Genomic DNA, 13,600 nt, shown 5'->3' with positions numbered 1-13,600 from the left:
TGGTCTTTCAGCGGGCGTCGCGGTCGCGGGAGCGAGCGCCGTCTCGGTTGCGTACATCCGCATTCGAAGAGCTCGCCGGGGCGTTGTTGTCTGCGCTGTTGGAGGGCAATGGCGCTCCCACAGCCGGCGCAGTGGATTGGGTGGCCTGCATGATTTTGTCCAGCGGCAGGTAAAGCAAATTCGAGCCTTGCTTGGACTCGACAAGCACCTTGGTGACATTGCTGTAGATTTGCTGCATGGCATCGATGTACATGCGGTCACGCGTCACCTGGGGGGCTTTTTGGTACTCATTGAGAACCGATCTGAACCGCTGTCCGTCACCTTGGGCTTGCGCAATGATGCGGGATTTGTAGCCTTCGGCCTCTTCTTTCAAGCGCGACGCCGCACCGACAGCCCGGGGAACCACATCATTGGCATAGGCTTGGGCTTCATTTTTGGCGCGCTCACGCTCTTGGCCGGCCTTGAGCACGTCGTCAAACGCGGCTTGCACCTGCTCGGGCGGTCGCACACCGCCTTGCTGCAAATTGATGCCCACCACCTCGATGCCCACTTTGTAGCGGTCCAAGATAATTTGCATGATGGCCCTGACACGCGGGCCGATTTGGTCACGCTCTTCAGACAAGGCTGAATCCATGCGCATTTTTCCCACCACCTCGCGCACAGCAGTCTCAGCCGCTTGAACCACGGCATCGGTGGGATTTTTGCTTTCGAACAAATACGCCCGTGCATCGGTCAGCCGATATTGCACAGCGAACTTCATTTCCAAAATATTTTCATCTTCAGTCAGCATGGCCGACTCGCGCAAACCAGTGGCCTTGATGACCGTGTCGCGGCCAATGTCCAAGGATCTGATTTGGGTGACAAAAACCAGTTCATGGCGTTGCACCGGGAATGGCAAGCGCCAATTGAAACCCGCGCCCACCGTGCTGTGGTAACGACCGAATTGGGTGATGACGGCTTGTTGACCCTCTTGCACAATGAAAAAGCCAGTTCCCAGCCAAATCAAGGCGGCAATTGCCGCAATCACGCCCAAGCCAGCACGGGCATTGCCCATGTCGGGTTTGAAGCCGCCCCAATTGCTGCCACCGGAGCCCCCGCCAGAGGAGCCGCCACCGGTGGGACCACCCCGCTTGCCACCCATCAGTTGGCCCAATTTGCGATTGAAGTCGCGCCAAATATCGTCTAAGTCGGGTGGCCCCGAGGTAGGCCTGGAAGGCTGTTTGGGCTGAGATTCGATGTCAGGCTTGCCGTCTGAATCAGGCGGGCGCGGCGCGTTGCCACTGGGATCAGCATTGGGCGAGGCACCTGGTTGGGGAGCACCTTGCGAGTCAGGCGCCCGGCCCCATCGGCCATCATTGAGATTGAACATTCCCAAAAGACGTTTAGACCAAGCCAAGCCCACGGGGTTCCAGCGATTAAGGTTCATGCGAGACCAACATTTCAATCCAAAAGAATGCCATTGTGCCCAATATCCAAAGACCCACTTTGACGTGGGTCGAAGAAAGCGTGAATGAACTTGAGTCGGGCGTCATCGCCCCCAACGGTCAGAGCGACTCAGCGACTGGCTCGCCCTGCAAACGACTCACTCGGCGCGCCAATTCCGTGCGCAACTCGGACAAACCCAAGCCAGATTGGGCGCTGATGAAAAATCGGTCCACCAAATCGCCATCGAGCTCATAAAAGTCGCGCACCTGCACCGGCTTTCGAAAGTCAGGCAAAGCATCGACTTTGTTGAAGACCATCAATTGCGGAATCTTTTCAGCACCAATCTCATGCAACACGTTTTGCACCTGTTGAATTTGAGCCGCCCATTCTGGGTGGTTTGCGTCCACCACATGCAACAGCAAATCGGCTTCAGCTGCTTCTTGCAGGGTAGCGGCAAAGGCTTTGACCAGCCCATGGGGAAGATCGCGGATGAATCCCACCGTATCGGACATGGAAGCCGTGTTTGCCAAACCATCTGTTTGGCCCAGGTAAATTTGCCGGGTGGTGGTGTCCAAAGTCGCAAATAATTGGTCAGCCGCATAGCTTTTGGCTTTGACCAATGCGTTGAACAATGTGGACTTGCCCGCATTGGTGTACCCGACCAAGGACATGCGAAAAGCATCCTTGCGCATTCTTTGTTTGCGTTGTGTTTGCCTCTGGCGCATGACTTTTTCAAGCCGCTCGCGGGTCCGTTTGATCCCCTCACCCAACATGCGCCTGTCGAGTTCGATTTGGGTCTCTCCTGGGCCGCCCCGATTGCCAATGCCACCGCGCTGTCGCTCCAAGTGGGACCAACGTCGCACCAGCCTGGTTGACAGGTATTGAAGGCGTGCCAACTCCACCTGCAACTTGCCTTCGTGGCTGCGGGCACGCTGGGCAAAGATTTCCAAAATCAACAAAGTTCGGTCATTCACCGGCATGTCCCAATGGCGCTCTAAATTTCGTTGCTGCGCCGGGCTCAGTGACTGATCAAAAACCACCTCCAGCGCCCCAAGTTGGGTGGCCAATGCTTTGATTTCCTCGGCCTTGCCCTTGCCCACAAAGAGGGCTGGGTCAGGCGCTTGGCGCTTGCAAGCAATTTTGCCCACCGGACGCATGCCCGCACTTTGAACCAACAAACCCAGTTCTTCTAAATTGGCATCGAACCCATTGGTATGGAAATCCACCCCCACCAATAAAACCGGGGTAGACACTGCGTTTGATGGGTTATTCAAATGGCGTGGATCAATTTGCGTTGAAGAATGCCAGCAGTGGCAGACAACTCAGGTGTAAGACCATGGCTGGCTAGATGCTCAGGCGCCCTCGACGGGTGCCGCTTCGTCGGATTGGTAGGTCACCGCACGCCCGGGGACAATGGTGGAAATGGCGTGCTTGTAAACCATTTGGGTTACCGTGTTTCTCAAGAGAACCACATATTGATCAAAAGACTCCACTTGCCCTTGCAATTTGATGCCGTTGACCAAATAAATCGAAACCGGAATGTGCTCTCTGCGCAAAGCATTCAGAAACGGATCTTGTAATAACTGCCCTTTGTTGCCCACGATATTCTCCGTGTTGGTGATGAAGCTTCGACCTTACCACAGGCCTTTGCGCAGAGGTTTGCGTTGGCGCAAAAAACTCAATCGGCCTTGTTTTTGTAGGGGTTTTCTGAAGTTTTCATTTCAATGCGCAATGGGGTGCCCTCCAAATTGAAAGCTTTTCGAAATCGCCCTTCGAGGTACCGCTTATAAGTCGCGCTCACATGCTCCAAGGAGTTGCCATGGATGATGATGACCGGGGGGTTCATGCCGCCTTGGTGGGCATAACGCAATTTGGGGCGGAACATGCCCGACCGTTGGGGGGATTGAAATTGCACCGATTCCAGCAGCAACCGCGTCAAAACCGGGGTGGACATTTTGCAAGTGGCCGCAAGATGGGCCTGGGCAATCGAGGCCCATACAGGCCCCAGGCCTTGGCGTTTTTTGGCCGAAATGAGGTGAATAGCCGCAAACTTCAAAAAAGCCAGCCGGGCCTCAATGGAGCGGTGGACCAACTCGCGTTGATAAGCGTCAACCGCATCCCATTTGTTGACCGCTAGAACCACGGCACGACCACTCTCCAAGATAAAACCAGCAATGTGCGCATCTTGATCGGTCACCCCTTGGGTAGCGTCCAAAAGCAATAAAACCACGTTGGCAGACTCAATCGCTTGCAGAGTTTTGACGACGGAGAACTTTTCGATGGCCTCAAAAACCCGGCCCTTGCGCCGAAGACCTGCGGTATCGATCACCTCATAACGCTGACCGCCACGCTCAAAAGGCACGCTGATCGCGTCCCGGGTTGTCCCGGGCTGATCAAACGCAACCAAGCGCTCCTCACCCAGCCAGGTGTTGATCAAGGTGGATTTGCCCACGTTCGGACGCCCAGCAACAGCCAGTTTGATGGTCCCCTCGGTGGCAGCGTCATCTTCTTCGCCAAAAAGGCCCGTGTCGTAAAGGGGCTGCAGGGCCACTTCCACCAAGCCGCGAATGCCCTGTCCGTGTGCCGCTGAAACCGGGTGGACTTCACCCAAACCCAGCTCATAAAACTCAGAAAGCTGCACACCCTGTTGCATGCCTTCGGCTTTGTTAGCCGTGAGCACGCATGGCTTGCTGAGTTTGCGCAAAAAATTGGCGATGTCATGGTCTTGGGCACTCAAGCCCTCACGCGCGTCGACCACAAAAATCACCACATCGGCTTCGGCCACGGCCTGCTGCGTTTGCTTGGCCATTTCTTTGTAAATGCCGCCCGATGCATCGGGCTCAAAGCCCCCGGTGTCCACCGCAATGAACTCAAAGGCACCTTGTTTGCCTTGCCCGTAATGGCGGTCCCGGGTCAAGCCAGGAAAGTCGGCCACGATGGCGTCTCGGGACTGAGTCAGTCGGTTGAAAAGAGTGGATTTGCCCACATTGGGCCGGCCCACCAGGGCCATGACGGGCTTCATGGCTGGGCAGGCGAAATTTGCCAGGCCTGCACCAATCCTTTGCGGGTCACCGTGATGATGCGCTCTTGCGCCGCCGTTGGATTGGCGGCCCACCCACTGCCATCGCTGGCAACGCGGTGAATCAAGCCGCCATCTTGGTTGGAGAAGAAATACAACTGCCCGCCGCTGTCGCCCACCACCGAAGCGGCTGGGGTCACCAAGGGAGCGGTCAACTGTCGGTAGCGCAAGCGGTCAGATTCCCACAGTTTTTCACCATTGATCCGACTCCAAGCCATCAACATGCCATTGCCATCCGCAGCCAAAAGCATGCGGTCATCGCCCGAGAGGCCTTGATCGCCCACCGAACGGCGGCTCCACAGGACAGCGGAACTTCGGGTATCCACACAGCCGATTTGGGCCTGAAATGCGCGGGCACAAACCACCGTTCCTACCCGCGATGCGGGGCCCACCAGGTCCACCAAACGCTCCATATCATTGGTACCCCGGGACGTGCCAATTGAAGCCTCCCATAACACTGCGCCACTGAGTGGTTGAATTCCGACCAATCTTCCGCCTTGGCCCGCGACCAACATGTCACCCACGGGCAACAACACCCCCATTTGGCGCAGCACCAAGGGCTCGCCGGGACGGGCCTGGCTCCAAAGCACCCGACCATTCGCAGCATCAAAGGCCCAAACACTGCGGTCCGCACTGAGCACAAACACCCGTCCACCAGCCACCAAGGGTGGCGTGAAGGACTGGGCCGTCATGGCTTTGCGCCAAATTTCCTTGCCGTTGCGGATCACGATCAGCTCGCTTTGCTGGCCCATGACCGCATAAAACTGGCCATCGCTGCCAACCCCAGCGCTCAAAGGCCCTACCTGCGTGCGCCACAACTCGCGGCCAGTGGCCAAGTCCAAGGCCCAGACTGCACCTCGGCCGTTGGCCAAGGCCAAGCCATTGGCTTGCACATTGACAGCCAACGGAATGTCGATGGTGCCAGCTGTAAAAGTCCATGCTGTTTGAAGGCGCAAGCTGTTGGGCACGGCGCCAACGTCGGCGGGTTTGACCCGGGGGCTGGAGCCACAGCCCAGCAAAAAAGACAGCGACAAACAACCCGCCCAGAAGCAAAGCCTTTGGAGCTTGATGGCCCCAAACCGCGGCAACCAAACCGTCACGGTTTCTCCGTTTCTGGTGCTTTGGTGGCAACGCCAAGGGAGGCCAATTTGATCTCTAGCAAACGGCGGTACTCAGCCCGTTCGTCCATGGCTTTCCAAGCACTTTGGTAAAAACCGATGGCATCGCTTTTTTTACCTTCCAACATGGCCAAATCTCCCAAGCGGTCTTGGGCCAAGGCTTGGTAGGCACTGGGCATCTTGGCCTGCAACAACTGCCGTGCCGCTTCATTCTGCTTTTTGTCCATGAGGATGGCCGACAAACGCAGTCTGGCCACAGCCTGATAGCCGTCATCAGAGCCGTGCTCAACCACCCATTGGAGCTGGGTTTGGGCGTCATCCGCGCGATCTTTTTCGTGCAACATTTGCGCCAACAACAAACCGGACTGGCTGGCATAAACCGTGGATCCAAATTTGTACTTGATGTCCGACACCGCTCGCTCCATCAAGGTCAAGTCGGCACTGCGCTGGGCACGCTCAACGGTATCAAACAACACCGTGGCCTGAGACGCCTGTTGGCGCTGCCAGTAATTCCATCCGGTGTAGCCCAAATAAGCCAAAGCCAACACCGCCAAGAGCGAGCTGATGGCATTGCCCCATTGGGCCCAAAAATGCTTGAGCTGATCGAGCTGTTCTTGCTCTTCTAAGTCGAGATTGGTCGCCATGGTGTTCCTAAATAGCCCCTGATTGTAGGTGGCTTGCCCAGACCCCAAGCTCAGACAAGGAGATGGTGTCTTGCTCGGCGCTGGCGTCGCGCAAAGGCTTGCGCCCCACCTCACCACGCTGCAACTCCTGCGGCGCAAAAATCAAGGCATATGTGGCCCCTGAAGCATCCGCTTTTTTGAACTGGGACTTCATGCTGCCCCACTCCAAGCGAGGGCTGGCATGCATTTGCACACTCAAGCCCGCTTGCCGCAAGGTATGAAGATGAACCAAAACCTGGGGCAAATCGTTGGCATCGCCAACGATGGCATACACATCGGGTTTGGGCGGGCTGGGCAACAGATTTTGTTCGCGCAACAACTCAATGACCCGCTCCACACCCATGGCCCAGCCAATGGCAGGGGCCGGTTTTCCGCCCAATTGTTCGACCAGCGTGTCGTAGCGACCCCCGCCACAAATGGTGCCTTGGGAACCCAAGCTGTCGGTGATGAACTCAAACACAGTGAGGTTGTAGTAATCCATGCCCCGCACCAAACGCGGGTTGATGCGGTATTCAATCTGGCTGGCATCGAGCATTTGGCGCAAGCGATTGAAATGCGCCAACGATTCGGTTCCCAAAAAATCCATCAGCTTGGGCGCTGCATTGACCAAGGTTTGCAGGTCAGGGTTCTTGGTGTCCAAAATGCGCAATGGATTGGTGTGCAAGCGCCGTTTGGCGTCGGCATCCAGTTGGCTTTCGTGCTGCTCCAGGTAGGCGATCAAGGCCAAGCGATGCGCTTGGCGCTCGGGCAGTTGCCCCAAGCTGTTGATTTCCAATCGAACATCGACCAATCCCAACGTTTGCCACAAATGGTGGGCCAACAAAATGATTTCGGCATCCACTTCGGGGCCCGCAAAACCCAAGGCCTCGGCCCCAATTTGGTGAAATTGGCGGTAACGACCGCGCTGAGGCCTTTCATGGCGAAACATTGGGCCCATGTAATACAGCCTTTTGCCACCCTCGTACAACATGGAATGCTCAATGCTGGCGCGAACCACACCGGCGGTGTTTTCTGGCCTCAAGGTCAACTCTTCACCATTCAATCTGTCGGTAAAGGAATACATCTCCTTCTCAACGATGTCGGTGACTTCACCCAAGCCGCGCACAAACAAACCCGTGGGCTCCACGATGGGGGTGCGTAAATTTTGATAGGCATGGCGGCGCATCAAATCGCGCACAACACCTTCCAACCACTCCCAATCGGCAGATTGCGGGGGCAAGACATCGTTCATGCCCTTGACTGCAGATATTTTGTCAACCATCTTCAAATCTTTCTTGGCTTGCGTTCAAGCGGTGCTGTATTTGTTCTCAATGTATTTTTCAACGATGGCATGAAACTCATTGGCAATGTTGTCGCCCCGCAAAGTCATGGCCTTTTCGCCGTCAATGAACACCGGGGCTGCAGGCGCTTCGCCCGTGCCAGGCAAACTGATGCCAATATCCGCATGCTTGCTTTCACCGGGGCCATTGACGATGCAGCCCATGACCGCCACCTTCAAATGCTCCACACCCGGGTATTGCTTGCGCCAGGTGGGCATTTGGGCGCGCAGGTAGTCATCAATTTGTTTGGCCAGCTCTTGGAAAGTCGTGCTGGTGGTGCGACCACAACCCGGGCAAGCCGTGACACTGGGTACAAACGTGCGCAAGCCCAGGGATTGCAAAATTTCAGAGGCAATGACCACTTCTTGGGTCCGGGACTCTCCGGGCTGGGGGGTGAGCGACACTCGAATGGTGTCGCCAATGCCCTCTTGCAACAAAATGGACAAGGCGGTGGCCGAGGCCACCGTGCCTTTGGTGCCCATGCCCGCCTCGGTCAAGCCCAAGTGCAAGGGATGGTTGCAGCGCTGAGACAGCTCGCGATAAACCGAAATCAAATCTTGCACCCCAGAGACTTTGCAACTGAGCATGATTTGCTGTGGCGCCATGCCCAATTTTTGGGCCAGTTGGGCCGAGTCAATGGCCGAGGTGATCAATGCCTCGTACATCACTTGTTTCGCGTCCCACGGTTGTGGCCGATGGGCGTTTTCATCCATCAAGCGGGCCAGCAACTCTTGATCCAAACTACCCCAATTGACGCCAATGCGCACCGGTTTGTCCCAGCGCAAAGCCGCCTCGATCATTTGGGTGAATTGTTTATCGTGTTTGTCGCCTTTGCCCACGTTGCCTGGGTTGATGCGGTATTTGGACAGCGCTTGCGCACAATCGGGGTGGTCTGACAACAAACGATGGCCGTTGTAGTGAAAGTCGCCGATCAAGGGCACATCCACACCCATGCGGTCCAATTGCTCGCGAATGGGCGCCACGGCCTTGGCTGCTTCAGGCGTGTTCACGGTGATGCGCACCAACTCAGACCCGGCCGTGGCCAACTCTTTGACCTGGATGGCGGTGCCAATCACATCCACAGTGTCGGTATTGGTCATCGACTGGACGCGAACCGGCGCATTGCCTCCCACGGTGACCACTTTAGAGCCCCACTTGACCTCCCCTTGCAGGCTGTGGCGGACTTGTGCATGCGCGACATGGATGGGTTTGTTCATGGCATCAACTCAAGGTTTGGTGGATTGGGTCGGCGAATGGGAAGGATTTTGCTGCAAAGCCATGGGGGTCACCGGCGTGATCACCACATTCTCATTCACAGGCTGTGGTTTACCGGTCTTGACCTCCACGGACACAGTGCCCAAACTTGGCGTGGCAGGCCCAGATGCGGGCATGGCCGGTGCTTCCAAAACTGGCACTAGCGGAACCGCAGTGGGCACAGATGACCCGGCCGAAACCTCAGCGCTGCTGGCAGGGTTGGGGGTGGGCAAAGCGTGGGGCAACCCAGCCACCTCTGGCACGGGCCAAACCAATGCAATCAACACCAAAATAGCCAATATCCCACCCCCGGCATACCACTTGAATGGCCAGCGCTTAGGGGAAAACAGCATGGGCCCCGTCCAGCGATTGGGGTTGTATGGATTTGCATGGATCTGGTTGCGGCCCACCCTCAAGTCGCGTGGGGGTGACTGGGGCAACAAGGGCAGCAAGGCACGCTCGTCTGCTTTCAAATGGCGGCAAATGCCCAAGGCCAGGCTGCGAACAAAAAGTCCATCGGGCATGTCACCCAATTGATCAGATTCCAGGGCATGAAGTCGATCTGGACGCACTTTGAGAGCCACAGACAAGTTTTCCAAACTGATGTCGGCGGCCTCGCGTTGCTGACGTAACCAAGTACCAGCGGTCAGAGGAATATCCCCGGCCTTGTTCAACGTATCAACCTTTGGCCAAGCTGTCACAGCGTGACATGGCCAGTTCAGTTTTGTTACGCAAAGCGTATCCAGGTTGGCCCATGGCCCTTTGAAACTGTGGCATGGCTTGGGCTGACTTGCCTTGCTGGCACAACCAAAGACCCCAATTGTGTTGGAGATCGGCCAATTCGGAACCCAAACTGGGCGCGCGCAGGGCCAACCTGAGGCCTTCCTCAAAGCTGTTCTTGGCCATGGCCGATTGCCCCATTTTTTCCAACACCAAGGCTTTCAAGTTGTGCACGGCAATCCATTGCGGATCGGCAGCTTGGGCTTGGGTAACCTCCTGCAAAGCAATGGCGGTTTGACCTTGCTCGTAATAGGCCTGCGCCAAGTCCAAACGTGCTTTCGCACGATTGCGCTGAACGGTGTCTTTGGGATCTAATGTCCAAACCCCGATGGGCGCGTCCTGCGAGGACAAGCGCTGAGATGCCCCCAGGCCACACGCAGATAAACACAAGCCACCAGCCCACAGACTGAGCCACCAAATAAAAGACCTGGTACTCAGACTCATGATGGCGATAAGTGCAACGCAATGACACGCTGGTTTGCTTTGCGCTGGGCCAGTTTGGTACGGTCCACCACATCGCCAGCCAACTGGCCACAGGCAGCGTCAATATCGTCACCACGGGTTTTGCGAACCGTGGTCACCAATCCCGCCTGCTGAAGTTGCTGCGCGAACCGCTGAACAGCCTCACCAGATGAGCGCACCAAACCTGAGGCGGGGAAGGGATTGAAGGGGATCAGGTTGAGCTTGCAAGACAATCCTTGCCCGCCCACACCAGACCTGGCTATCAGGTCAATCAACATTTGGGCATGTTCAGGTTGGTCGTTCACGCCCGAGAGCATGCAATATTCAAACGTGATGAAGTCGCGCGGCGCATGGTCCAAATAACGCAGGCTGGCTTGCATCAATTCATGCAAAGGGTATTTCAAATTCAGGGGGACCAAAACATCGCGCAAAGCGTCCGTGGGGGCGTGCAATGACACGGCCAAGGCGACAGGACAGTCATCACCAAGACGGTCCATCATGGGCACCACGCCAGATGTGGAAACAGTCACGCGACGCCTGGACAGCCCATAACCATGGTCATCGAGCATGGTTTTCAATGCAGGCACGAGGGAGGCATAGTTTTGCAGTGGCTCACCCATGCCCATCATCACCACGTTGGAAATCATGCGGTCAGAACGCCCTGACTTTTGTCGCAAATGGTGCTCAGCCATCCACAACTGGGCAGTGATTTCAGCCGTGGTGAGGTTTCGGCTAAAGCCCTGATGGCCCGTTGAGCAAAAACGGCAACCCACAGCACAACCTGCTTGAGAAGAGACGCAAAGGGTTCCCCGATCAGATTCAGGGATGTAGACGGCTTCAATCGCATCGCCGTTGCCAACAGAGAAAAGCCACTTGATCGTGCCATCGGCTGAGGTGTGCTCACTGATCTTGTCCAAGCCTTTGATGAACGCATGTTGTTTGAGCTTGTGGCGAAAACCCACAGCCAAATCGGTCATGCGATCAAAATCGGACTCGCCTTTTTGATGGATCCAGCGAAATAACTGCTGGGCGCGAAAACGCTTTTCTCCCAGGCTTTCACAAAAAGCCTGCAAGCCATGAAGATCAAAGTCAAGTAGATTGGTCGTCATGGCTTTCAACGGGTTCGCCAACGCATGCAAACCCGCCAATGGCTCATCGCGAGTAGGTGTTCATGCCCGCAAAGAAGAAAGCAATTTCAGCCTTGGCGGTGTCAGGGCCGTCTGAGCCGTGGGCCGCATTGGCATCGATGCTGTCGGCAAAATCGGCGCGAATGGTGCCAGCAGCGGCTTTCTTGGGGTCTGTGGCGCCCATCAAATCGCGGTTCTTCTGAATGGCGTTTTCACCTTCCAGCACCTGAATCATCACTGGGCCAGAAACCATGAAGTCGACCAAATCCTTGAAGAACGGACGGTCTTTGTGGACGCCATAGAAGGCTTGGGCTTCTGCCTGTGACAAATGGGCCATGCGAGAAGCCACAATTTTCAGACCTGCGGCTTCAAAGCGGGCATAAATTTGGCCGATCACATTTTTGGCGACGGCATCGGGCTTGATGATGGACAGGGTGCGTTCAATCGACATGACATTTCTCAGGTTGTTACCAGCCAAACCGGCTGAAAAGGTGAACTATTTTAACTGAGTGGTGAAGGCCCTCTTGCCCAACCCAGTACCTTCAGCGCCCAGGTCTGTCCTTGGCTCGAATGGACCGGGCCAGGCCCACAGGCCCCTTCCTTGCACTGGGCTTGGCCTTGCGCAAGCGTCTTAAGCTGTCAGCACCAATCAAGGGCGTGACCGGCGCAGGGCGAGCCTTCAAACCGCTGGATTCATCCCGTCCCTCATGGTTGGCATTTGAAACCGCCACATGGTGCACCGGCGCAGGCCTTGGCACGGTTTTTCGCGATGGCTGGGACGGTGATGAAACCACACCCGACGAAGGTTGCATGCGCCCCATACCACCCACCGCTTGGGTCAAGGCACGGACGTCAGTTTCGTCCAATTCCATCCATGCGCCGCGTTTGAGCCCCTGTGGCAGAACCATGGCCCCGTAACGAATGCGAATAAGTCGGCTGACAGCGTGTCCAAGGGACTCCAACATGCGCCTGACTTCGCGATTTCGCCCCTCAGAAATGGTCACCCGGTACCAGCAATTGGCCCCCTCTCCGCCTCCATCTTGGATGGAGCCAAAGCGGGCCAACCCGTCATCCAACATGACCCCATCGAGCAATTTTTGCTTTTCCACATTGCTCAATGCCCCCAACACCCGAACAGCGTACTCTCGCTCCAATCCAAATCGGGGGTGCATCAATTGGTTGGCCAACTCACCGGAGCTGGTGAACAGCAAAAGGCCTTCTGTGTTGAGATCGAGCCGCCCCACTGCCTGCCATTTTCCTTGCCACAACTTCGGCAATTTTCGAAACACCGTTGGCCTGTTTTGCGGATCGTCCATGGTGACCACTTCACCAACGGGCTTATGGTAGGCAATGACGCGCAAAGGCGGGGCCGCAAACCGCAATTTCAAGGGTTTACCTGCCAACTTGACTTGGTCCCCGACTTGGACCCGCTGCCCCACATGGGCGGGCACATCGTTGACGGTGATCTTTCCTTGGGTGATCAAGGACTCCATTTCGATGCGCGAACCCAGGCCCGCTTGGGCCAATAATTTATGCAGTTTGGGGCTATCTGCCTGTGGCAGCAACACTCTCTTTTGCAGCAAGTCTGAAGACGATTGGTGTTGGGCGTCAAATTCACCTGAAATAACGTCTTCAAAACGGATGGAAGCAGACGCCGTTTTGGCCTCTTCCCTGCCTGCTGGCGACCGCTTGGAGCGGCGACCCGTGTTGTTTTCGGTCATGATGGGGGAAGCACCTGGACATCAGAAGCTTCCCCCAAATGCTCAGCATTGTCCAAACTGAGTTGCAAGTTGTCGCCGCTTTCTTCCAGAACCGCGAGAGCTTCCAAAGGGTTGTGCGGATTTTCCAGCGCAGGCAATTGATCCAAGGAAGCTAGGCCCAGGTCATCCAAGAACTGTCGTGTCGTGGCATAAAGAGCCGGGCGGCCCACCGACTCACGGTGTCCAATGACCTCTACCCAGCCACGGTCCTCCAACTGTTTGATGACCATGGAATTGATGGTCACACCACGAATGTCCTCCATATCGCCACGGGTCGCTGGCTGACGGTAGGCAATGATGGCCAGTGTTTCCATGGCAGCACGGGAATATTTGGGCGGTTTTTCTGGGTGAAGGCGATCCAAAAACACCCGCATCTCTGGCCGGCTTTGGAAGCGCCATCCTGTGGCCACTTGGACCAGCTCTGCGCCCCGCTGAGCCCAGTCGAGTTGCAGATCTGACAACAGGGTTTTGATCGTATCCATGCCCAGCTGGTCTTGAAAAAGGGCGCTCAGCTCCCTGGCCGCGATCGGCTGCTGGGTGCAAATCAAAGCAGTTTCAAGGACACGTTTGGCATCCGAAGTGTTCATGGGGTG

At 56.2% G+C, this 13,600-nt stretch carries 14 protein-coding genes; all 14 read right to left on the bottom strand.

Annotated features, from left to right (window positions below):
- Positions 1–7: 7 nt before the first annotated feature.
- The 14 genes from hflK to scpB all read right to left on the bottom strand — a co-directional run bounded on the left by hflK (position 8) and on the right by scpB (position 13,594).
- A complete protein-coding gene (gene hflK, locus AC8GFZ_RS03790; RefSeq protein ID WP_506642488.1) occupies positions 8–1,369 on the bottom strand; it encodes an FtsH protease activity modulator HflK in 1,362 nt (453 codons plus the stop codon).
- Positions 1,370–1,544: 175 nt separating this feature from the next.
- Positions 1,545–2,678, bottom strand: coding sequence for a GTPase HflX (hflX, locus tag AC8GFZ_RS03785; protein ID WP_506642486.1), 1,134 nt, complete (start codon positions 2,676–2,678; stop codon positions 1,545–1,547).
- A 99-nt stretch (positions 2,679–2,777) separates the two neighbouring features.
- Positions 2,778–3,026, bottom strand: coding sequence for an RNA chaperone Hfq (hfq, locus tag AC8GFZ_RS03780; protein WP_414015971.1), 249 nt, complete (start codon positions 3,024–3,026; stop codon positions 2,778–2,780).
- A gap of 77 nt (positions 3,027–3,103) precedes the next feature.
- A complete protein-coding gene (der, locus tag AC8GFZ_RS03775) occupies positions 3,104–4,447 on the bottom strand; it encodes a ribosome biogenesis GTPase Der (protein WP_506642483.1) in 1,344 nt (447 codons plus the stop codon).
- The gene (locus AC8GFZ_RS03770; RefSeq protein ID WP_506642481.1) at positions 4,444–5,604 is read right to left on the bottom strand and encodes an outer membrane protein assembly factor BamB; all 1,161 of its coding nucleotides are present in this window, start codon (positions 5,602–5,604) and stop codon (positions 4,444–4,446) included. The genes der and AC8GFZ_RS03770 overlap by 4 nt, the downstream gene beginning before the upstream one ends.
- Positions 5,601–6,266 (bottom strand): YfgM family protein, encoded by a 666-nt coding sequence (locus tag AC8GFZ_RS03765; RefSeq protein ID WP_506642479.1) that lies wholly within the window; start codon positions 6,264–6,266, stop codon positions 5,601–5,603. Before AC8GFZ_RS03765 ends, AC8GFZ_RS03770 begins: the two co-directional genes overlap by 4 nt.
- Before the next feature lie 7 nt (positions 6,267–6,273).
- A complete protein-coding gene (hisS, locus tag AC8GFZ_RS03760; protein ID WP_506642477.1) occupies positions 6,274–7,566 on the bottom strand; it encodes a histidine--tRNA ligase in 1,293 nt (430 codons plus the stop codon).
- A gap of 24 nt (positions 7,567–7,590) precedes the next feature.
- Complete coding sequence (gene ispG, locus AC8GFZ_RS03755) at positions 7,591–8,841, bottom strand: flavodoxin-dependent (E)-4-hydroxy-3-methylbut-2-enyl-diphosphate synthase (protein ID WP_506642475.1); 1,251 nt, start codon at positions 8,839–8,841, stop codon at positions 7,591–7,593.
- A gap of 9 nt (positions 8,842–8,850) precedes the next feature.
- Positions 8,851–9,579, bottom strand: coding sequence for a helix-turn-helix domain-containing protein (locus tag AC8GFZ_RS03750; RefSeq protein ID WP_506642473.1), 729 nt, complete (start codon positions 9,577–9,579; stop codon positions 8,851–8,853).
- Positions 9,557–10,102, bottom strand: coding sequence for a tetratricopeptide repeat protein (locus tag AC8GFZ_RS03745; protein WP_506642471.1), 546 nt, complete (start codon positions 10,100–10,102; stop codon positions 9,557–9,559). The genes AC8GFZ_RS03750 and AC8GFZ_RS03745 overlap by 23 nt, the downstream gene beginning before the upstream one ends.
- The gene (rlmN, locus tag AC8GFZ_RS03740) at positions 10,099–11,229 is read right to left on the bottom strand and encodes a dual-specificity RNA methyltransferase RlmN (RefSeq protein ID WP_506642469.1); all 1,131 of its coding nucleotides are present in this window, start codon (positions 11,227–11,229) and stop codon (positions 10,099–10,101) included. Before rlmN ends, AC8GFZ_RS03745 begins: the two co-directional genes overlap by 4 nt.
- Positions 11,230–11,272: 43 nt before the next feature.
- Complete coding sequence (gene ndk / locus AC8GFZ_RS03735) at positions 11,273–11,698, bottom strand: nucleoside-diphosphate kinase (RefSeq protein ID WP_506642467.1); 426 nt, start codon at positions 11,696–11,698, stop codon at positions 11,273–11,275.
- A gap of 91 nt (positions 11,699–11,789) precedes the next feature.
- The gene (locus AC8GFZ_RS03730) at positions 11,790–12,968 is read right to left on the bottom strand and encodes a pseudouridine synthase (protein ID WP_506642465.1); all 1,179 of its coding nucleotides are present in this window, start codon (positions 12,966–12,968) and stop codon (positions 11,790–11,792) included.
- Entirely contained in the window at positions 12,965–13,594 is a 630-nt protein-coding gene (gene scpB / locus AC8GFZ_RS03725) for an SMC-Scp complex subunit ScpB (RefSeq protein ID WP_506642463.1), read from the bottom strand. Before scpB ends, AC8GFZ_RS03730 begins: the two co-directional genes overlap by 4 nt.
- Between the last annotated feature and the right edge of the window lie 6 nt (positions 13,595–13,600).

This window comes from Limnohabitans rimovensis (SeqCode), assembly GCF_965234775.1.
In the GTDB taxonomy this organism is placed as follows: domain Bacteria; phylum Pseudomonadota; class Gammaproteobacteria; order Burkholderiales; family Burkholderiaceae_C; genus Limnohabitans; species Limnohabitans rimovensis.
The sequence above is the reverse complement of the archived record's forward strand: the minus strand, read 5'-3'. Positions and strand labels throughout refer to the sequence as shown.